The sequence below is a fragment of the Vibrio sp. 9-16B-A1 genome, assembly GCF_056726165.1.
In genome coordinates this window covers 1-21,106 of the sequence record NZ_JBSDZD010000008.1, presented here as the reverse complement: position 1 = coordinate 21,106, position 21,106 = coordinate 1, and the positions used below count along the sequence as shown (strand labels likewise).

Annotated in this window: 13 protein-coding genes, 1 tRNA gene, 2 rRNA genes and 1 riboswitch; of the genes, 7 read left to right on the top strand and 9 right to left on the bottom strand. The window is 52.7% G+C overall.

The annotated features are described in order from the left end of the window. Positions 1-20 precede the first annotated feature (20 nt). From csrD to ACVB80_RS13820, 3 genes are all read right to left on the bottom strand, one after another. Entirely contained in the window at positions 21-2,012 is a 1,992-nt protein-coding gene (gene csrD / locus ACVB80_RS13830) for an RNase E specificity factor CsrD (RefSeq protein WP_481081875.1), read from the bottom strand. A gap of 150 nt (positions 2,013-2,162) precedes the next feature. Further along, positions 2,163-2,708: a single-stranded DNA-binding protein gene (locus ACVB80_RS13825; RefSeq protein ID WP_481081874.1), complete on the bottom strand. Its 546-nt coding sequence runs from the start codon at positions 2,706-2,708 to the stop codon at positions 2,163-2,165. Between the two features lie 22 nt (positions 2,709-2,730). After that, complete coding sequence (locus tag ACVB80_RS13820; protein ID WP_481081873.1) at positions 2,731-3,033, bottom strand: hypothetical protein; 303 nt, start codon at positions 3,031-3,033, stop codon at positions 2,731-2,733. A gap of 80 nt (positions 3,034-3,113) precedes the next feature. Here ACVB80_RS13820 and ACVB80_RS13815 point away from each other — a divergent pair, with 80 nt between their 5' ends. The 5 genes from ACVB80_RS13815 (at position 3,114) to ACVB80_RS13795 (ending at position 10,577) form a co-directional block, all read left to right on the top strand. Next, positions 3,114-3,755 carry a LuxR C-terminal-related transcriptional regulator gene (locus ACVB80_RS13815; RefSeq protein ID WP_481081872.1) on the top strand — a complete coding sequence of 214 codons (642 nt, stop codon included), beginning with the start codon at positions 3,114-3,116 and terminating at the stop codon, positions 3,753-3,755. A 142-nt stretch (positions 3,756-3,897) separates the two neighbouring features. Then, positions 3,898-4,863 carry a DHH family phosphoesterase gene (locus ACVB80_RS13810; RefSeq protein WP_481081871.1) on the top strand — a complete coding sequence of 322 codons (966 nt, stop codon included), beginning with the start codon at positions 3,898-3,900 and terminating at the stop codon, positions 4,861-4,863. A 64-nt stretch (positions 4,864-4,927) separates the two neighbouring features. Next, a complete protein-coding gene (galU, locus tag ACVB80_RS13805; protein ID WP_481081870.1) occupies positions 4,928-5,800 on the top strand; it encodes a UTP--glucose-1-phosphate uridylyltransferase GalU in 873 nt (290 codons plus the stop codon). 120 nt (positions 5,801-5,920) lie between these two features. Continuing rightward, positions 5,921-8,746 carry an excinuclease ABC subunit UvrA gene (gene uvrA, locus ACVB80_RS13800; protein ID WP_481081869.1) on the top strand — a complete coding sequence of 942 codons (2,826 nt, stop codon included), beginning with the start codon at positions 5,921-5,923 and terminating at the stop codon, positions 8,744-8,746. A 49-nt stretch (positions 8,747-8,795) separates the two neighbouring features. Further along, positions 8,796-10,577: a PglL family O-oligosaccharyltransferase gene (locus tag ACVB80_RS13795; RefSeq protein ID WP_481081868.1), complete on the top strand. Its 1,782-nt coding sequence runs from the start codon at positions 8,796-8,798 to the stop codon at positions 10,575-10,577. A 36-nt stretch (positions 10,578-10,613) separates the two neighbouring features. Here ACVB80_RS13795 and ACVB80_RS13790 read toward each other — a convergent pair whose 3' ends face one another. Beyond that, positions 10,614-11,732: a pyridoxal-phosphate-dependent aminotransferase family protein gene (locus tag ACVB80_RS13790; protein ID WP_481081867.1), complete on the bottom strand. Its 1,119-nt coding sequence runs from the start codon at positions 11,730-11,732 to the stop codon at positions 10,614-10,616. A gap of 163 nt (positions 11,733-11,895) precedes the next feature. Next, a riboswitch (Lysine riboswitch) is annotated at positions 11,896-12,063 on the top strand. 110 nt (positions 12,064-12,173) lie between these two features. On the opposite strand from ACVB80_RS13790, the gene lysC reads away from it, so the two are divergent. Next, complete coding sequence (lysC, locus tag ACVB80_RS13785; RefSeq protein ID WP_481081866.1) at positions 12,174-13,523, top strand: lysine-sensitive aspartokinase 3; 1,350 nt, start codon at positions 12,174-12,176, stop codon at positions 13,521-13,523. Between the two features lie 276 nt (positions 13,524-13,799). Here the strand turns inward: lysC and metH are convergent, their stop codons facing one another. Next, positions 13,800-17,474: a methionine synthase gene (gene metH / locus ACVB80_RS13780; RefSeq protein ID WP_481081865.1), complete on the bottom strand. Its 3,675-nt coding sequence runs from the start codon at positions 17,472-17,474 to the stop codon at positions 13,800-13,802. Between the two features lie 192 nt (positions 17,475-17,666). On the opposite strand from metH, the gene ACVB80_RS13775 reads away from it, so the two are divergent. Then, a complete protein-coding gene (locus ACVB80_RS13775; protein ID WP_481081864.1) occupies positions 17,667-18,938 on the top strand; it encodes a cation:proton antiporter in 1,272 nt (423 codons plus the stop codon). A 195-nt stretch (positions 18,939-19,133) separates the two neighbouring features. Here ACVB80_RS13775 and metA read toward each other — a convergent pair whose 3' ends face one another. From metA to ACVB80_RS13755, 4 genes are all read right to left on the bottom strand, one after another. After that, on the bottom strand, positions 19,134-20,075 hold the full coding sequence (gene metA, locus ACVB80_RS13770) for a homoserine O-succinyltransferase MetA (RefSeq protein ID WP_481081863.1): 942 nt from the start codon (positions 20,073-20,075) through the stop codon (positions 19,134-19,136). A gap of 571 nt (positions 20,076-20,646) precedes the next feature. Beyond that, positions 20,647-20,723, bottom strand: a tRNA-Asp gene (locus ACVB80_RS13765). Positions 20,724-20,798: 75 nt separating this feature from the next. After that, positions 20,799-20,914 (bottom strand): 5S ribosomal RNA (gene rrf / locus ACVB80_RS13760). An 85-nt stretch (positions 20,915-20,999) separates the two neighbouring features. Continuing rightward, a 23S ribosomal RNA gene (locus ACVB80_RS13755) occupies positions 21,000-21,106 on the bottom strand; the annotation flags it as partial.

Sequence of the window (21,106 nt, the reverse complement as noted above, 5' to 3'; positions counted from 1 at the left end):
TCATATGGTAATAATCTCACTTACTTCCTGGCCCGCCAGCGGTTGCGGCGCCCAGCGGTCACTTTCTTTGCGGTGACAAGCGGCAGCAACTGGGTTTCTTTATCAAACAGACGCCCCTGGCCACCATCCACCCCTAGTTGTATCAGAGTCTGCCACTCGGCTTCTCTTTCAACACCCACTGCTATAACTTTAGTCGGACTATCAATACATGCACCAATCAGGCTGCGAATAAACAGCTGATTTTCCTGCCTCTGATCAATACGTTTACTCAGGCTGCGGTGCAGCTTGAGATAATCGATACCGAGATCCTTAATATAGTGGGTACTGGTGATAGTTCGTCCGGCCTGCTGCACAATCACCGGGCACCCCAGCCCCGAAATCATCCGGATCACCGGGCGGATAAAGTCCAGGTGCTTCACCAGCTGACCTTCTACAAACTCAAAACTGAGCTGACGCCGGGTGACGGCGGGCAGCTGAAGCAGCTCATCCCGGAACCAGCGAACATACGCTTTTTGCTTAAATGGCAATACATTAAGGTTGACAGAATAACATACTTGTTGAGTATCAGCCCTCAGCCAACTGAGTATTTTTGTGACCACCGCCCTGTCGAGCTGAGTCTCATAACCGACCTGCTCCAGCGCGGCACTGAAACGGGAAGCTTTAATCACGGTTCCGGTCTGATCATCCGGCAGCCGGGCAAACAGTTCCATATGTAGCTGTTTATTCTGATTGTTCTCAGTTATATAGCATGGCTGTTGGTATATATGCAGTTTATCTGGTTTGATCGATTTATCAAACAGGGTTCGCCAGCGTACCGTACCACGCGTCTCATAATTGAGACTCTGCTTTTTATACCGGCTCCACGCGTTGTGCTGCTCCAGTTGAGCCGAACGAACCGCGTTTTCTATCTCTTCCAGAATATAGCCCCGGCGCTCCCCTTCCTGATACATGGTAATGCCGATATGGCACCAGTTATCCGGGTCCAGCGCAGCCAGTGTGGTCAGCTTCTCCAGCTGACGGATGCACTGGGTGGCTACCATGGCAATATCTTTGGCGCTCTGATGAGGGATAAGCACTGCAAACTCGGCCGCATAGTAGCGGGCAAAGATGACATCCGGGTACTTCTGCACAATATTGGAGATGATCCGCCCAACTTCGACGATGAACTGGTCGCACTCTTCTTTCGTGTGCTGTTCACCGGCAGCATCCCAGTCATTAATCCTGAGCAGCAGTACTCCTCCGGACGCCCCGCCTTCATGCAGAGCCGCTTCGAGTTTTGAATCAAACAGCACCCGGTTAGCAGCACCGGTCAACTGGTCAAGAAAAGTGTGGGTGCGGATAAAGGTATCAAACCGGCTTCGCTCCTGGCGGGCATCGTTGAGCTCATCGATCAGCCGGTCAAGTGCCTCACTCGCGGTGTAAGGCCACTCTCTTTCATCACCGGTTTTATACTCCTGAGCCCGGCCAGCGAGGATCATTCGCCCCCGCTCTTCCAGAAGCTCGGAGCCATATAACTGTAATTTGAGCCACTTCAGCCCCTGCATCAGAAAGAATACAATTACCCCGACCGCCAGGGTGATAGAGGACATAGCAGTCAGTGAGTAACTGGCGGTGAGGTAGAGGGGAACCATTTTAAATTCGACGGTATACTCAGGATGACCTGGCAAAGGAAACCCGAGGGTGGAGACCCGGGTCGGATCCACTGTACTGCTGGTGTCTTTAAACTGATAAAGAACGCCGGATTCTGAGCGAATCTCCATCTGCAGAATATCACTGGCTTTGAGCATTTTTGGCAGCCAGCCAGCCATCGAACGAGCCGCGTCAGGGTCGTTAAGCTCTTCATCAATGATCTCCACCACCCCTTCCACGTAGTGGTGCACATACTCCTGACCAATACGCTTGAAAGAAAACGTGGTTCCGACAAACAGGATAAACATCGCCACGACAACGATCATGGTAACAAATGCTACCAATCGGGTACTCAGTTTGAGCGTTGGGGTATACCGGGCCAAGAGCAGAATCCTTTCAGGCAATTAGTGAGAAACTGAACAATATCTATTCTGATAAGGCTCTGGCTTCTAAACAAGTTTTTCATTGCAAAAGATAAACAAAAGCCGCGAAAATTCGCGGCCTTAGTGTAAAAATAACGAACTGTGCGACGATTAAAACGGAATATCGTCGTCAAAATCCATTGGTGGCTCATTGTACTGAGGCTGAGCTGGTTGCGGCGCTGCCTGTGGAGCCGCCTGCTGTTGCTGCTGAGGAGCCTGCTGAACCGGCTGCTGTGGCTGCCCCCAGCCACCCTGCTGTTGCTGCTGACCCATACCGCCCTGCATCGGAGCGCCCTGGCCCTGCTGACGGCCGCCAAGCATTTGCATCACGCCATTAAAGCCCTGTACCACAACTTCTGTTGAGTAGCGGTCCTGACCTGACTGATCCTGCCACTTACGTGTCTGCAGCTGACCTTCAATGTAAACCTGAGAGCCTTTACGCAGGTACTCGCCCGCTACTTCGGCCAGTTTTCCAAACAGTACCACACGGTGCCATTCAGTTTTCTCACGTTGTTCACCGGTCGCTTTGTCGCGCCAGCTTTCAGAAGTTGCGATTGTAATATTCGCTACGGCACCGCCGTTTGGCATGTAACGAATTTCCGGGTCATTGCCCAGGTTACCGACTAAAATAACTTTGTTAATTCCACGGCTTGCCATGTTTCGCTCCGTATTAATGGGATTAGGCTAAAATTTCCAAGCGGTCTAGGATACCACGTTTGCCGGTCAGCACAAATCGGTCAAAGGCAGAACAGCTCACCGAGAACTCCGGGAACCGAGAACCGAGAACCGAGAACCGAGAACCGAGAACCGAGAACCGAGAACCGAGAACCGAGAACCGAGAAGCATCTTCCTTCCCCCTCCCACCGATAGCAACAGCCATATCCTTTATCACGCCCGCGCTCGCAAAGTTACCGCCTGCAAAAATATCAGTTACCTGCCGGTTTTCGAAGCCCGCCGCAAAGTCTCCGGCAATAAACAGCAAATTGCATATTAGTATTTATATCAATCATATATACCGAATATCATTCCATCCAGATTAATCACTGACTCTCAGGGAATGGAATGGAAAACTCAGTAATTACCCGTTATTACTATCTCAGCGATGGCGAGCTGCAAAGCCGGGCCCTGGCTGAGAACCTTACCGCTCACTTAAGAGCCGAAGTTAAAGTGCTCGATTATCAGCTGTTTGACCTGTTTCAGCTTGAAGGAGATGACATCATCCTGCTGGTTGATACCAAGTATCTGTCACGACTTGGCTATATCAATCAGCAACTGTTGCTGCTTCCCCGCCTGCCGAGTGTGGTCTTCCTCAATCAGCACGGGCATCTGCCATTGAGCGAGATCCTCCAGTGGCCAAAACTGCGCGGTACATTCCGCTCAGATGAGCCAGTAGCCTCACTGGCTGAAGCGATCATGGCCATCAATCAGGGCCACAACTGGCTGAAACGCGAAGTGATGACCCAGATGATCGACCATTACCAGGAGCAGCTTTCCCTCTACCGGCCAACTCATAACCTTGGCCTGACCCGCAGAGAAATCGACGTATTGCAAAGCCTGCGTACCGGCGCTTCCAATAACCAGATCGCCGATGACCTGTTTCTGAGCGAAAACACCATCAAAAGCCACTTGTATAACATCTTCCGCAAACTGGAAGTGAAAAACCGCCTGCAGGCGATGGCGTGGGCAAACCACTACCTGCGTTAATCCGAATTACCAGTCAGGGCCCGCTGTGATCCCCCGGACACTTCGGGCCCACCCTGCTTATCCCACCGGTTTATATAGCCTGATACCGAAACCCGGGCTTCTGTGCTAACGTAATCCGTCCATACAGCTTCAGGGATGATTTATGGCTGCTTACGACATTTTTAACGGAGATGCTGACGGCATTACCGCACTACACCAGCTGCGGCTGAACAAACCACGAAAAGCAAAGCTTATCACCGGAATCAAACGCGATATTAAACTGCTTGAAAAGATCCATCCGGAAAACGGAGACCAGCTGACCGTACTCGATATATCCATGGCGAAAAACCAGTCGTCTCTTATCAGAATGCTCGAAACCGGCTGCCAGGTGTTCTATGCCGACCATCACCAGCCAGGCGATATCCCTCAGCATCCGGGCCTTCAGGCACAGATCAATCCGGCCGCCAACACCTGCACCGCGCTGATCATCGACCGGCACCTTAACGGAAGGTTCAGGGAGTGGGCGATAACCGGAGCCTATGGAGATAACCTGATTCAGGTAGCCGATACTCTGTGTAAACAGCAGGGACTATCCACACCAGACCGGGACAAACTCTATCAGCTTGGAACGTATCTGAATTACAACAGCTACGGCCTGAGCGAAGGGGACCTTCTGCTCCACCCGGCAGAGCTGTACCAAAAACTGGCAGGCTTCCGCTCAGCGCTGGATTTTATCCACCAGCAATCTGAGCTGTTTGACCGGCTCAAAACCCGCTACCAGCAGGACATGGCACAATCCAAAGCCCTTGCCTGTCACTGGCAAAACAAAACCGGACGGGTGTTTATTCTCCCGCGGGAAACCTGGGCCCGCCGGGTAACCGGCGTACTTGCCAACCAGCTTGCCAATCAGGCCCCGGCCCTGGCTCATGCGGTACTGACACCGCTCAATACAGAGGGCTGGCAGGTCAGCATCCGGGCACCGCTGGATAATCGCTTTGGCGCCGATACCCTTGCAACCCGGTTTGAAACCGGGGGCGGACGAAAGGCAGCAGCCGGTATCAACCATCTGCCGGAAAGTGAACTGGAACGCTTTATTACGGAATTCAGCCATCATTTTTCAGCCCAATGATTTGTTCTGCCATGACAAAATGATAAAGTCTGGCCAGACTCAGTTGATTAAACAGGAATTTATAATGATCAAAAAGTGCCTTTTCCCGGCCGCCGGTTACGGAACCCGTTTTCTTCCCGCTACCAAGTCCATGCCCAAAGAGATGATGCCGGTGGTGAACAAACCCCTGATCGAATACGGGGTAGAGGAAGCGATTGAAGCAGGAATGGACGGCATGTGCATCGTAACCGGCCGCGGCAAGCACTCGATCATGGACCACTTTGACAAAAACTACGAACTGGAACACCAGATCAGCGGCACCAATAAAGAAGAACTGCTGACCGATGTGCGTAACCTGATTGAATCGGCACACTTCACCTACATCCGTCAGCGTGAGATGAAAGGCCTGGGCCACGCCATCCTGACCGGCCGTGAACTGGTTGGTGACAACCCGTTTGCCGTGGTACTGGCTGATGACCTGTGTGTTAACGAAGACCAGGGCGTACTGGGCCAGATGGTAGCGCTGTACAAGCAGTTCCGCTGTTCTATTGTTGCTGTGCAGGAAGTACCGGAAGATGAGACCCATAAATACGGCGTGATTTCTGGTGAGATGATCAAAGACGACCTGTTCCGTGTAGATAACATGGTTGAGAAACCAGAACCAGGCACTGCGCCAAGCAATCTGGCTATCATTGGCCGTTACATCCTGACACCGGACATTTTCGAACTGATCGAGCAAACCGAACCTGGCAAAGGCGGTGAAATCCAGATCACCGACGCCCTGCTCAAGCAGGCAAAAGCCGGCTGCGTACTGGCGTACAAATTCAAAGGCAAGCGCTTTGACTGCGGCAGCGTAGAGGGCTATATCGAAGCGACCAACTACTGCTACGAGAACCTGTACCAGAAAGACAAACAAAAAGTCGAACTGGACAAACATTCGACCCAAAAAGAAGACTGATCCCTTCCTGTCAGCGGCAACCTTTGTTGCCGCTTTACTGTTTTTTTATCCAGTAATTTATTTGCACAATTGCTAAGCTGTGTAATACTGATGCCCATCATCCTCCACTGAGCTGAAGATATGGACAGTATTGACGTACGCGGCGCCCGCACCCATAACCTCAAAAACATCAACCTGACGATCCCACGCGATAAACTTATCGTGATCACCGGTCTTTCCGGCTCAGGTAAATCCTCGCTGGCTTTTGATACCCTGTATGCGGAAGGGCAGCGCCGTTATGTTGAATCCCTGTCGGCTTATGCACGCCAGTTTCTGTCACTGATGGAAAAACCGGACGTTGACCATATCGAGGGCCTGTCACCGGCCATCTCTATCGAGCAGAAATCGACTTCGCATAACCCACGTTCGACTGTGGGTACCATTACCGAAGTGTACGACTACCTGCGTCTGCTCTATGCCCGTGTCGGTGAGCCGCGTTGTCCGGAGCACAAAGTGCCGCTGGCCGCCCAAACCATCAGCCAGATGGTGGACAAAGTGCTGGAACTGCCCGAAGGCAGCAAAATGATGCTGCTGGCACCTATCGTAAAAGAGCGCAAAGGCGAACACGTCAAGACCCTGGCCAACCTGGCTGCACAGGGCTTTATCCGCGCCCGTATCGATGGAGAGACCTGTGACCTGTCCGATCCACCAACGCTGGAGCTGCATAAAAAGCACACCATCGAAGTCGTGGTTGACCGCTTTAAAGTCCGCCCGGACCTGCAGCAACGCCTGGCAGAATCGTTTGAGACTACGCTTGAACTCTCCGGTGGCATTGCCGTCGTGTCTGACATGGATAAACCGGAAGGCGAAGAGCTGGTCTTTTCTGCCAACTTTGCCTGCCCGCACTGTGGCTACAGCATGCAGGAACTGGAACCACGCCTGTTCTCCTTTAACAACCCGGCCGGTGCCTGTCATACCTGTGATGGCCTGGGCGTTCAGCAATATTTTGACCCTGACCGGGTGATCCTGGATGACAGCCTGAGTCTGGCAGAAGGCGCTATCCGCGGCTGGGATAAAAAGAACTACTACTACTTCCAGATGCTGAGCTCACTGGCCAAACACTACGACTTTTCTCTGGATGTGCCATTTAAATCTCTCTCCAAACCAATACGGGAGATCATTCTCAAAGGGTCCGGACGCACCGAAGTCGAGTTCGTCTATATCAATGACCGCGGCGACAGCCGGATCAAACGCCATCCGTTTGAAGGGATCCTGAACACCCTCGAAAGACGCTACCGGGATACAGAATCCAACGCGGTACGTGAAGAACTGGCCAAATATATCTCTACCAAATCCTGTTCAGGCTGTGGCGGTACCCGGTTGCGCACCGAAGCACGCAACGTATTTATCCAGGATGTCGCCCTGCCGGAAATCGTAGAAATGAGCATCAGCGGCGCAATGGAGTTCTTCAGTCAGCTTGAACTAAGCGGCCAGAAAGCCCAAATCGCAGAGAAAGTGCTCAAAGAGATCAATGACCGGCTGCACTTTCTGGTTAATGTCGGCCTGAACTATCTCAACCTGTCGCGCAGCGCTGAAACCCTCTCCGGGGGTGAAGCCCAGCGGATCCGTCTGGCCAGCCAGATCGGTGCCGGCCTGGTCGGGGTAATGTATGTACTCGACGAGCCTTCCATCGGCCTGCACCAGCGCGATAACGAGCGGCTGCTCAAGACCCTGACCCACCTGCGGGATCTGGGCAATACCGTTTTGGTGGTTGAGCATGATGAAGACGCCATTCGCTGCGCCGATCATATTATCGATATCGGCCCGGGCGCCGGTGTACACGGCGGTGAGGTGGTGGCACAGGGTGATATGCAGACCATTCTCGACACCCCTGAATCCCTGACCGGTCAGTACCTGAGCGGTAAACAGTGCATCGCGATTCCACAGCAGCGTACCCCGCGTGACCGCAAAAAAGTGGTTGAGCTCAGCGGCGCTTCAGGCAACAACCTGAAACAGGTAGACCTGTCGATTCCGGTAGGCCTGTTTACCTGTATTACCGGTGTATCAGGCTCGGGCAAGTCGACCCTGATCAATGATACTTTCTACAAGATCGCCCAGACCCGGCTCAATGGCGCAACAGTTGCTACTCCGGCACCGTTTAAGAAGATCAAAGGTCTGGAACATTTTGACAAGGTCATCGATATAGACCAGAGTCCTATCGGCCGTACCCCGCGTTCCAACCCGGCGACCTATACCGGGATCTTTACCCCGATCCGCGAACTGTTTGCCGGTACCCAGGAATCCCGCTCACGCGGTTACAAACCAGGCCGATTCAGCTTTAACGTGCGTGGCGGACGCTGTGAAGCCTGTCAGGGTGACGGGGTAATCAAAGTAGAAATGCACTTCCTGCCGGATGTGTATGTACCGTGTGATGTATGTAAAGGCAAGCGCTACAACCGGGAAACCCTGGAAGTGCGCTATAAGGGCAAGAGCATCGATGAAGTTCTGGAGATGACGGTTGAAGACGCCCGTGAGTTTTTTGACCCGGTACCGGTTATCGCCCGTAAACTTCAGACCCTGATGGATGTTGGCCTCTCCTATATCCGGCTGGGCCAGGCAGCAACCACCCTTTCCGGCGGTGAAGCGCAGCGGGTAAAACTGGCCCGTGAGCTGTCCAAACGTGATACCGGCAAAACCCTGTACATTCTGGATGAGCCAACTACCGGCCTGCATTTCCATGATATTCAGCAGCTGCTGAATGTCCTGCATCGTCTGCGCGATCACGGCAATACTGTCGTCGTTATCGAACACAACCTCGATGTGATTAAAACAGCGGACTGGATCGTGGACCTGGGACCGGAGGGCGGCCAGGGAGGCGGTGAAATCATTGCTGAAGGTACCCCTGAAGAGGTGGCAGAAGTCGAAGGCTCTCACACCGCCCGATTCCTGAAACCAATGCTGGGATAAAAAGTGTTACTATCTGGGGAGTTAGTTTCTCAGTACAGGTAACTTTTTCATGGCAACCCTGCTTGTAAGCGGAACGTCGCTGGAGTCCGGAAAACCCCGGACTCCGCTTAACCGCCGGTTTCTTGCCGCACTGGCCGCCACCTTTCTGGTGACAATGCATTTCTTTATGCCCAACCCGGGCGGCTCCGGACTGGCGCTGTCGTTTAACGACGCAAGCTGGATCACCATCAGTATTGCAGTCGCCGTGGGCTGTTATCAGGTATCCCGAACCCGCCGCCTGCGTTACTCCAAGCTGACCATTGTTTTACTGCTGTGCTGTGCTGTTCTTACCGCTCCGATTTTGCTGCCAGACGCCATCGTCGGTCAGGCGATTGGCCGCATCACCGGCCTGTGGGCCGGCTTTGCCCTGTTTGTGCTGCTGCAGCAGTTTCCGTTCAGCAATAAGCAGAAGCAGCGCCTGCTGTGGTTTATTCTGCTTGGCGTGATCATTGAGGCGTTGTTTGGCTGGGTGCAGTACCTGCTGCTCGAGCCGGGCAATCCACTTGGTTATGACACAGTCTCCAACCGGCCTTACGGGATCTTCCAGCAACCGAATGTCATGGCCAGTTTTCTGGCCACCGGCCTGGTCCTCTCCGCCTACCTGCTGGCCCGTCAGCCAAACAAATACCGCAGACAGATCAGTCAGCTTGGGCTGCTGGTATGCACGCCATTAATGACTGTTCCGCTGCTGATTGTACTGGCGTCCCGTACCGGCTGGCTGGGCGCTGTACTTGGGGTGGCCCTGATAGTGCCTTACCTGTGGCGCTTTACCACCAAACGTCGTTTTGGCGCCTGGGCTGTAAGCCTTACGGCAGGTATTCTTATCGGCCTTTATCTGCCCGCACTCAGCCAGAATGGAGATGCCGGACACCTGCTGGAGCAGAAAACCTCCCTGGAAAGTGCCCGTGAGTTTCACTTTCCACAAGCAATCGATATGATCATTGAAAAGCCGGTCACCGGTTATGGTTATGGTCATTTTGAGTCTGCCTACATGCTCTATACTGCCAGACAGCACCAGCTCAACCCTGACTACCATCCGGGGCTTCCGGCTCTGGACCACCCCCACAACGAGCTGATGATATGGGGCGTTGAAGGTGGCCTGCTGCCGGTTTTCGCCCTGGTGCTGACCGCGCTGTTTATTCTGTATAAAATATCCGGAGCACGTAAAGGTACCCGTGTGGCCATGCTGGCGCTGCTGACACCACTGGTGGTGCACTCTCAGCTTGAGTACCCTTTCTATCACTCTGCGATACACTGGGTCAGTTTTATTATTCTGCTCTACTGGCTGGATCAGCGTACTGCCAAATATCGTCAGGGTAAGCTGTCGCGGATTTCATCTGTTTTGCTCGCCTCCACCAGCCTGATTGTGCCGATCGTTACCAGCTTTTATATGCTGAGCGCGCTGCATACCAACTATATCCTGACGCAGTTCGAGCGTTCCCAGCCGCGCCAGCCTGAACTGCTGGAAAAAGTCACCAACCCGGTAGTATGGAAAGACAGGTTTGACTGGAGTGTTTACAGCACTTACCTGACGATTGGTCTGTACACTCAGGATAAAAAGCTAATCCAGCCATATATCGACTGGTCTCTGGAGATCATTCCGCAAAAGCCGCGTCCGGCATTTTATACCAACCTGATTCTGGCTTATCAGGGAGTAGGCATGGAACAAAAAGCGGAACAAATCCGGGCGGAAGCAAAGTTTCTGTTTCCGCAGAAAGATTTCAGTAAAGTGCACTATCAACCGCCTTCGGCGGCCACTTCACAGGCCGTTTCCGGTGCTAAGGCCAAATAACCGAAAGGAGAGCAAGATTGCTCTCCTTTTTTAGCTTCAGTTCAGTGAATCCTGCAGAGCCTTCAGGCACAGGGCCACGTTTTCTGCCCTTGCACCATACCCCATCAGGCCTATACGCCAGGCTTTACCAGCCAGAGCTCCCAGACCAGCGCCAACTTCCAGGTTGTAAGTATTGAGCAGATGACTGCGCACCGCCGCTTCATCAATGCCTTCCGGCACATAGACCGCATTGAGCTGAGGCAGGCGATATGCTTCATCCACCACAAAACGAAAGCCCATCGCTTCCAGGCCGGTTTTCAGCTGCTGATGCATTTGAGAATGACGCTGCCAGGCCTGCTCCAACCCTTCGGTTTTCAGTTGCAGCAGTGCTTCATGCAGGGCATACAGGCTGTTGACCGGCGCAGTATGGTGATAGCTGCGTTTCCCTTCCCCGCTCCAGTAGCCCAGTACCAGGCTCTGGTCGAGGAACCAGCTTTGCACCGGCGTTTTCCGTTGCTTTATCTTCTCAACCGCTTTAGCAGAAAAAGTCAGCGGCGCCAGACCAGGCACGCAGGAAAGGCACTTCTGACTGCCGGAGTAAACAGCATCCAGCCCCCACTCATCCACCAGAACCGGGACACCGCCCAGCGATGTCACCGTATCAACGATGGTCAGCGCACCATACTGCCTGGCAAGCCCGGCCAGCTTTTTTGCATCCGACAGGGCACCGGTTGAAGTTTCAGCATGAACAAACGCCAGCAGCTTCGCATCCGGGTGCAGCTCAAATGCCTGCGCGACTTTATCAGCGCTTACCGGTGCGCCCCATTCGTCATCCACCAGTACGACTTCGCCACCACAGCGAACTACATTTTCCCGCATCCGTTCGCCAAAAACGCCATTGCGGCAGACAATCACTTTGTCACCCGGTTCGACCAGGTTAACAAAGCAGGCTTCCATCCCGGCACTGCCCGGGGCTGATACTGCGATTGTAAACTCGTTCTCAGTCTGGAATGCGTATTTAAGCAGCTGCTTGAGTTCATCCATCATCTGAATAAACAGAGGATCGAGATGACCGATAGTGGGACGGCTGAGCGCCTGCAAAACATGAGGATAAATATCCGATGGCCCGGGTCCCATAAGGGTACGATGCGGAGGATTAAAGCTGGAAATAGTCATGGAGAGCCTTTTCGTTGTTGTTATCAGAATGTTTCAGGTTAACCTGAATAGTTTACCGCAGCAATGCGACTGAAGTCGGGTCCCTCTGATCTTTTTTTAACAATGGTAAATTTACTACAGCAAATCGGATTGACATTACCGGCGGAAAAACGTTCAATGAAAAATATGCAGAAGAGGAGCGCTGCCCAGGCAGGCCGCCAGTGGTTTCACGAACCCAGACTGGCTGCTGATGGGGAGCAGCGCCGAGACAGAGCAGTGACGTGACACTTCTCTGTCGGTTGCCCAGGCTGAATCCTGGCAACTGTCGCCACGGCGGAGCACTTCTCACAATAAAAATGTAAGTAACATTCCTCCGCCCGCTTTCTCTCTTCAACATCGGATGTTGAGTGATCCAGTATTGATCACTTGTAAATAATTTCAGGAAATTTGGGAGATCCCACCGTGAGCACTTTCACCGTTGCAAAATTTGGCGGCACCAGCGTCGCTGATTTCGAAGCCATGAGCCGATGTTCGGCTATTATTGAAGCCAACCCCGGCACCCGCCTGGTCGTGAGCAGTGCCTGCTCCGGCGTGACCAATATTCTGGTTGAACTGGCCAATGGCACCGCTGACTCCGCGAGACGCGTTGAACTGCTGTCACAACTGGCAGAGATCCATAACCGGATACTCACCCAGCTTAATAATGCAGAAGAAACAGCCGCTCTGGTAAAACAGGTGCTGGATACCGTGGCCACCACTGCAGAAGCTGCCGCCATCCAGACCAGCGATAAACTCACCGACCACCTGGTAGCCTGCGGTGAACTGATGTCTACTCACATACTGACTCAGCTGATGCGCGAACGTGGGGTCGATGCGGTCCGCTTCGATATCCGTGATGTACTGCGTACGGATGCCAACCATGGTGCTGCTGAACCTCAGCTGGACGAGATTGCCGCTCTGGCCAAAGAAAAACTGGTTCCTCTGTGTCAGCAGCAGGTAGTGATCACTCAGGGCTTTATCGGCAGCGATGCAGAGGGCTGCACCACAACCCTTGGCCGTGGTGGCAGTGACTACAGCGCTGCACTAATCGCAGAAGCGGTCGAAGCTCAGGGGCTGGAGATCTGGACCGATGTACCAGGGATCTACACTACAGACCCGCGTATTGCACCAAAAGCCTCACCGATCCCTGAGATCAGCTTCAGTGAAGCCTCTGAGATGGCAAACTTTGGCGCCAAAATCCTTCACCCTTCAACCCTGATGCCAGCCCTGCGCCATCAGATCCCGGTCTTCGTCGGTTCATCAAAAGCACCGGAAAAAGGCGGCACCTGGATCCGCCAGCAGGCAGAAACAGCGCCTCTGTTCCGGGCACTTGCACTGCGCGGCAATCAGACCATGGTTACCCTGCGCAGCCTGAACATGTTCCAGGCATACGGCTTCCTGGCGGAAGCTTTCAAGATCCTGGCGAAACACAAAGTATCGGTGGATCTGATCACTACCTCTGAAGTAAGTGTCTCCCTGACCCTGGATCAAACCAACACCGCTGGCGGGCCACCACAGCTTCCGCAGGCCGCACGGGAAGAGCTTGAAGCCATGTGCTCAGTAGAAGTAGAGCACGGCCTGAGCCTGGTGGCGCTTATCGGTAACAATATGAGTGACAGCAAAGGCTACGCCAAACAGGTATTCAGCACCCTGGAAGACGTCAACCTGCGCATGATCTGTTACGGTGCCAGCCCACACAACCTGTGCTTCCTGGTACATGAATCAGTGGCAAGAAGCGCGGTCCAGGCGCTGCATGCGGAGTTGTTTGAGTAAAAAACTGGTAACGAGGTTTCGTGATACGGGGGACGAGGACTGGCAGAGCCAGAAACAGGCTCCCGGTGCTCGGTGCTCGGTGCTCGGTGCTCGGTGCTCGGTGCTCGGTGCTCGGTGCTCGGTGCTCGGTGAGAAAGCTACCGGGTTATATCACGATCTGCAAAACAAAACCCGCAACCCCAGGACCGCGAACCACACACCATCAAGATCAAAAAAAGGAGCCGGCTGTTTAAACCCGCTCCTTTCCTTTTTTGGCACTATACCTTCACCGCGACCTTAGTTTATATTCGGCCCTAACCACTTCTCTGCTTCTTCCAGTGTCCAGCCTTTACGGCTCGCATAGTCTTCAACCTGATCCGGCTGGATTTGGGCGATGGCGAAGTAGCGGGAGTCCGGGTGCGAGAAGTACCAGCCGGAAACCGATGCGCCAGGCCACATAGCGTAGCTGGAAGTGAGTGACATACCTATGGTTTGTTCAACGTTCAGCATCTCCCACAGAGTACCTTTTTCGGTGTGTTCCGGGCAGGCCGGGTAACCTGGTGCCGGGCGGATGCCCTGGTATTTCTCCCGGATAAGATCATCGTTAGAGAGATTCTCCTGCGGAGAGTAGCCCCAGATCTCACGGCGGACTTTTTCGTGCAGGTACTCAGCAAAAGCTTCTGCCAGCCGGTCTGCGACCGCCTGGATCATGATCGCGTTGTAGTCATCGCCTCTGGCTTTAAACTCATCCGCCAGTTCCCGCTCGCCAACACCACCGGTCACGGCAAAGGCTCCGATCCAGTCAGGCTTGCCGCTCTCTTTTGGCGCGATATAGTCGGCCAGGCAGTAGTTGTAACCTTTCGGCTTCTCGGTTTGCTGACGGAGGTTGCGCAGCACATGCGCCACCTCTGTGCGGGACTCATCGCTGTAGACCTCAATATCATCACCCACGCTGGCCGCCGGGAACAGGGCACACATACCACGGGCCTTCATCAGGCCTTCGCTCTCAATTCTGTCCAGCCACTCACAAGCGTCCTGATAGAGGCGTTTCGCTTCTTCCCCGACCTCTTCGTGCTCCAGGATCGCCGGGAACTTGCCTACCAGCGACCAGGTCATAAAGAACGGTGTCCAGTCAATATAGTTACGCAGGGTCGCAACATCAAAATCATCGAATACATGCACTCCAGGTTTGGCCGGAACCGGAGGGGTATACTCCTGCCAGTCAATCGCTGCTCTGTTTGCCCGGGCTTTCTCCAGGGTTACCGGTGCCGTGCGCGGCTTCTTGCGGTTGTGCTGATCACGCACCCGTTCGTAGTCGAGGTCCAGCTTCTCCACAAAGGCCGGGCGCAGCTCATCAGACAGCAGTGAGGTACACACACCAACCGCCCGTGAAGCGTTGTTCACATAAACCACCGGCTTGTGATAGTTCTGCTCGATCTTCACCGCAGTATGCGCTTTCGACGTCGTTGCCCCACCGATCAGCAGAGGCAACTCAAAGCCCTGGCGCTCCATCTCTTTAGCGACGTGTACCATCTCATCCAGCGACGGGGTGATAAGTCCGGACAGACCGATGATATCGACATTCTCTTCTTTGGCGACTTTCAGGATCTGCTCGCAGGGCACCATCACGCCCAGGTCGATAATTTCAAAGTTATTACACTGCAGTACCACGCCGACGATGTTCTTACCGATATCGTGCACGTCACCTTTTACGGTCGCCAGCAGGATCTTTCCGTTGGAGGACCCGGATTGCTTCTGTGCATTAATATAAGGTTCCAGGTGAGCAACAGCCTGCTTCATTACCCGCGCCGATTTCACGACCTGAGGCAGGAACATCTTACCTTCACCAAACAGGTCACCGACCACGTTCATGCCGTCCATCAGTGGTCCTTCGATCACTTCCAGCGGCCTGGAAGCGTTCACCCTTGCTTCTTCGGTATCTTCTACGATGAATTCGGTAATCCCTTTCACCAGAGCATGCTCAAGGCGCTTGGCAACCGGCCAGCTGCGCCACGATAATGCTGAGGCATCATCCTGCTTACCGACCGCATTTGCCCGGTACTCTTCCGCAATATCCAGCAACCGCTCGGTTGCATCATCACGGCGGTTAAGTACCACATCTTCCACGGCATCACGCAGCTTCTCAGGAACGTTGTCATAAATTTCAAGCTGACCGGCGTTAACGATCCCCATATCCATACCATTTTTAAAACAGTGGTAGAGGAACACCGCGTGTATCGCTTCGCGAACGTAGTTATTGCCACGGAAAGAGAAAGAAACATTAGAAACGCCACCAGAAATCATGGCATGTGGCAGGTCGCGCTTAATATCGGCCACCGCTTCGATAAAGTCGACCGCGTAGTTATTGTGCTCATCGATACCGGTCGCGACTGCAAAGATGTTCGGGTCAAAGATAATATCTTCCGGCGGGAAGCCGACTTCATCGACCAGGATGCGGTAAGCCTTGCTGCAGATTTCAAGCTTACGCTCACGGGTTTCCGCCTGGCCAACTTCATCAAACGCCATCACAATCACGGCCGCACCGTAGCGGCGGATCAGCTTCGCCTGCTGAACAAACTTCTCTTTACCCTCTTTCAGCGAGATAGAGTTAACAATACCCTTGCCCTGAATACACTTCAGGCCAGCTTCGATCACTTCCCACTTGGAAGAGTCGACCATCACCGGTACTTTGGAGATCTCCGGCTCAGAGGCGCACAGGTTAAGAAAACGCACCATGCATGCCTCAGCATCGAGCATGCCTTCATCCATATTGATATCAATGATCTGTGCACCGTTTTCTACCTGCTGACGCGCGACTTCCAGCGCTTCATCGTACAATTCTTCTTTGATCAGACGTTTAAATCGCGCCGAACCCGTTACGTTGGTCCGTTCACCGACGTTAATAAACAGCGTCTCTTTCTCTATGGTCAGTGGCTCCAGGCCGGACAGGCGACAGGCGACCTTAAGCTCAGGCAAGGCACGGGGCTTCACTCCTTCCACCGCATTCGCCATCTGACGAATATGGTCGGGCGTGGTACCACAACAGCCGCCAACCATGTTAAGGAAGCCGGCTTTTGCCCACTCCCTGATATGTACAGCCATATCTTCTGGTGAAAGATCATATTCACCAAAGGCATTCGGCAGACCAGCGTTCGGGTGAGCTGATACATGACACTCACTAATACGCGACAGCTCTTCGACGTACTGACGCAGTTCATCCGGGCCCAGAGCACAGTTAAGGCCGAATGAAACCGGGTTTACGTGACGAAGCGCATTATAGAAAGCTTCTGTGGTTTGACCGGAAAGGGTACGTCCGGAAGCATCGGTGATGGTACCGGAGATCATTACCGGCAGCTCAGTACCCAGCTCTTCAAACACCGACTCAACCGCAAAAGCACACGCTTTGGCGTTAAGGGTATCGAAAATGGTTTCGATCAGGATCAGATCCGAGCCACCTTTGATAAGCGCCCGGGTGGATTCAGAATAAGCTTCGACCAGATCATCAAAGCTGACATTACGAAATCCCGGATCATTTACATCCGGTGAAATAGAACAGGTCCGGTTGGTAGGGCCGAGAACACCCGCCACATAGCGCGGGCGCTCTGGAGTACTCCACTCGTCTGCAGCAAGTCGCGCCAGGCGTGCTGCTTCAAAGTTAATCTCTTCGCTGAGCGACTCCATATCATAGTCGGCCATCGCGATAGTCGTAGCGTTAAAGGTATTGGTTTCGAGGATATCAGCCCCGGCTTCCAGGTACTGACCATGGATCTCTTTGATCAGATCCGGCTGCGTCAGCACCAAAAGATCGTTGTTCCCTTTCAGATCACAATGCCAGTCGGCAAAGCGCTCACCACGGTAGTCTTTCTCCTCCAGCTTATAGCCCTGGATCATGGTGCCCATACCACCGTCGATCAGCAAAATCCGTTGTGCCAATTGCGCTTCAATTTGTTCTCTTAACTTGCTTCCAGCCACACTACAGCCTCTTTCCTTGATTTATCACTCCATCCTACCATACGCCTTATAGAAATCCAGACGTCTAAAACAAGCCAGCTTGTTAATGACAGGTTACTCCACGCTATCTTTTTTATCTCAAAAAGCAATTGCTATTTAACGTCAGCCAATACAAAATCCGGTAAATTCACATTTTGTTACAAATGGGAAAGTATGTCGGTTTATTACACTCTCTGTTTTCTTTCCGCCGCCGCGATGTTGATCGCTTTTATCAACAGTAAGCTGGTTGGAATGCAAACCACTATTGCCATCACGGCAGGCGCACTGCTGCTGTCACTGCTGATCATTATTGCCGGTCAGAATGACTGGTTTTATCTTACAGATATTGCCGTTGAAACCATGGCTGCTATCAATTTTGAATCCTTCCTGCTCAAAGGCGTGCTGGGATTTCTGCTCTTCGCTGGTGGGCTGGGAATAAAGCTGCCCAATATGAAAGCTCAGAAATGGGAAATCACCATTCTGGCACTGGGTGCAACCCTGGTCTCCACTTTCCTTATCGGGGCTGGTTTATATGGTATCTGTAAGCTGATCGGCATCCCGCTGGATTTTGTCTACTGCCTGCTGTTTGGCGCGCTGATCTCACCGACCGACCCCATTGCAGTGCTGGCGATCGTGAAAAAACTAAACGCACCCGAACAAATTTCTATCCAGATAGAGGGAGAGTCACTGTTTAACGATGGTTTTGGCCTGGTAATCTTCGTTACTCTCTACTCACTGGCATTTGGCGGAGAAGCGCCGACTTTCAGCGGAGTCAGCCTGCTGTTTTTGCAGGAAGCCGTCGGAGGTATCGTCTATGGCCTGCTGCTGGGGCTGCTTTTCCATTACCTGATCAGTGCAACCAATGACCACTCTATGGAATTGCTGCTGACCATTGGTGTCCCTACCGCAGGCTATGTGTTTGCTGATGTCATCCATGTATCCGGCCCACTGGCGATGGTCGTATCCGGAATTATGATCGGTAACTGGACCCGCTTTGTCGGCTTTTCCAGAGAGAGTGAAGAACACCTGGACCATTTCTGGGAGCTGGTCGATGAGTTTCTCAATGGTGTTCTGTTCCTGCTGATCGGTATGTCGATGCTGCTGTTTAAGTTCCACTCTGAAGACTGGCTGCTGATGGCCACTGCTGTGCCGCTGGTACTTGGCGTACGCTATATCAGTGTTAAGCTGGCTTATCTCGGCTTTGAGCGCTGCCGCAGTTACAATCCCTGGTCAGTAAGAATACTCACCTGGGGTGGATTGAGAGGCGGGCTCGCGCTGGCGATGGCGCTTTCAGTCCCATCCGGCATCCTGGTGGTACCGGACAAACTGATCGATGTGAAAGAGATCATTCTGGTGATGACCTACGCAGTGGTTGTGTTCTCAATCCTTGTTCAGGGCTCAACCATCACCTCAATGATTGAAAAAGCCAAACAGGCGGAAAAGTAATACCAGTTCTATTAATTATGTGTTCAGTATTAGCGCAGGACAAATGTTCAGTAGCAAGGAAAAAATCTTATGCCTAGCGGGGACCAGGGATACGATTTTTGACGCGGCTACTGGACATTTGGACCAGCCAGGATGATCAGATAATTGATGGAACTGGTATAAAAACAAGGGCTGTCAGTGGCAGCCCTTTTGGTATCAGTCATCGACAGTAAAGTTCTCTTCAGAGAAGTGCTCCAGGTCATATGGCGTCTGCTGGTAAACACAATAGTTCAGCCAGTTGGCAAACAGCAAATGGCCATGGCTGCGCCAGCTGGCGATCGGTGGGTTATCCGGATTGTCATTGGGGTAGTAGTTAACCGGAATAGCCGGCTCCATCCCTTCCCCAAGGTCCCGGGTGTATTCGTTGTGCAGGGTATGCGAATCGTATTCCGGATGGCCGGTCACAAACACATTCCGCTTATCTTTGGTTGCTGCAAGGTAAACACCGGCCACATCTGACGTTGCCAGGATATCCAGGTCAGTGTGTTCTTCCAGGTACTCTGGCGAAAAGTCTGCATAGCGGGAGTGAGGAGCCAGAAAACTATCGTCAAATCCACGCAGAAGCGGATGATAAGGATGATGGATAGTATGGTTATAAACCCCGGAGAGCTTCTCTTTGCGGGTGCGCTTTGGCAGGTTATACAGGAGCTTAAGTCCGGCCTGAGCTGCCCAGCAAACATACAAGGTTGAGGTAACGTGCCTGTTCGCCCAATTCATTATGGTCTGCAGGTGTTCCCAGTAGATCACATCCTCAAACTGCACCAGGCCAAGCGGCGCACCTGTGATAATCAGACCATCAAAGTTACGGTTCTTCACCGATTCAAACTGACGATAGAAGTTGTCCAGGTGTTCGGTTGGCGTGTTCTTACTTGGCCGGTTATCAATACGCAGCAGCTCTATATCAACCTGAAGCGGCGAGTTAGACAACAAGCGCAGAAACTGGGTCTCAGTTTCTATCTTCTTTGGCATCAGATTAAGGATCAGTACCTTCAGCGGCCGTATCTCCTGAGTCGTCGCACGACTCTCAGACATCACAAAGATGTTCTCATTCCGTAACACATCCAGAGCCGGCAATTGATCAGGCACTTTAATCGGCATCTCACTTTCTCCCTAAAGTTTTTAGACGTCTATATGGCCAGATTATAACAGAGGGTGAGAGATGTCGAGGGAAAAGGTACGAGGGCGCTTTGCTGCGAGGGACGTGAGCGATTCTGTGGTTCTGTGGTTCTGTGGTTCTGTGGTTCTGTGGTTCTGTGGTTCTGTGGTTCTGTGGTTCTGTGGTTCTGTGGTTCTGTGGTTCTGTGGTTCTGTGGTTCTGTGGTTCTGTGGTTCTGTGGTTCTGTAAGAAGGGTTTCAGATCATTCTGTACACCTGCAACTCTTTTTTGCACAGAAACTTAAGCGTGATTACAGCAAATACCTTTCTCAGGATGAGAGTACTGCCCTTCCTCGTCCCGCGTACCACGGAGCGAAGCGCCCGCGAACCAATACCCCAAAACTCACAGTCGACTCTGCAGGTTCCAGACGCAAAAAAGCCCCGTCTTTCGACGAGGCTTCTTGATAAGTGGCGGAGTGGCCGGGGTCGCGCACGACCGGGACTCGACATCCCTGCAAGGGATGAACTACCAGAAACTAAAAAGCCCGACGCTTTCGCATCGGGCTAATATAAGTGGCGGAGCGGACGGGACTCGAACCCGCGACCCCCGGCGTGACAGGCCGGTATTCTAACCAACTGAACTACCGCTCCGCAGCGGTAAACACGTCTTTCAACGTGGTTCCTGCTTTTGTCTTCACTTTTTAAAAAAGTGAAAAAAAAATCAAATCCCGATGATGTCCTACTCTCACATGGGGAAGCCCCACACTACCATCGGCGCTATTGCGTTTCACTTCTGAGTTCGGCAAGGAATCAGGTGGGTCCACAATGCTATTGTCATCGAGAAAATTCTTTAATTCGGAAAGCTGTTTCGTTCTACACTACATTCAATGTTCTTTATTGAGTCCATCAAAACCCCTTGGGTGTTGTATGGTTAAGCCTCACGGGCAATTAGTACAGGTTAGCTCAACGCCTCACAACGCTTACACACCCTGCCTATCAACGTTCTAGTCTCGAACAACCCTTCAGGACACTTA

Bases quoted from the DNA above. Each gene is read 5' to 3' on its own strand.
- ACVB80_RS13795 (WP_481081868.1), top strand. From the start codon at position 8,796: ATGGCAACCCTGCTTGTAAGCGGAACGTCGCTGGAGTCCGGAAAACCC.
- ACVB80_RS13790 (WP_481081867.1), bottom strand. From the start codon at position 11,732: ATGACTATTTCCAGCTTTAATCCTCCGCATCGTACCCTTATGGGACCC.
- galU (WP_481081870.1), top strand. From the start codon at position 4,928: ATGATCAAAAAGTGCCTTTTCCCGGCCGCCGGTTACGGAACCCGTTTT.
- uvrA (WP_481081869.1), top strand. From the start codon at position 5,921: ATGGACAGTATTGACGTACGCGGCGCCCGCACCCATAACCTCAAAAAC.
- ACVB80_RS13775 (WP_481081864.1), top strand. From the start codon at position 17,667: ATGTCGGTTTATTACACTCTCTGTTTTCTTTCCGCCGCCGCGATGTTG.
- ACVB80_RS13815 (WP_481081872.1), top strand. From the start codon at position 3,114: ATGGAAAACTCAGTAATTACCCGTTATTACTATCTCAGCGATGGCGAG.
- metA (WP_481081863.1), bottom strand. From the start codon at position 20,075: ATGCCGATTAAAGTGCCTGATCAATTGCCGGCTCTGGATGTGTTACGG.
- ACVB80_RS13825 (WP_481081874.1), bottom strand. From the start codon at position 2,708: ATGGCAAGCCGTGGAATTAACAAAGTTATTTTAGTCGGTAACCTGGGC.
- ACVB80_RS13810 (WP_481081871.1), top strand. From the start codon at position 3,898: ATGGCTGCTTACGACATTTTTAACGGAGATGCTGACGGCATTACCGCA.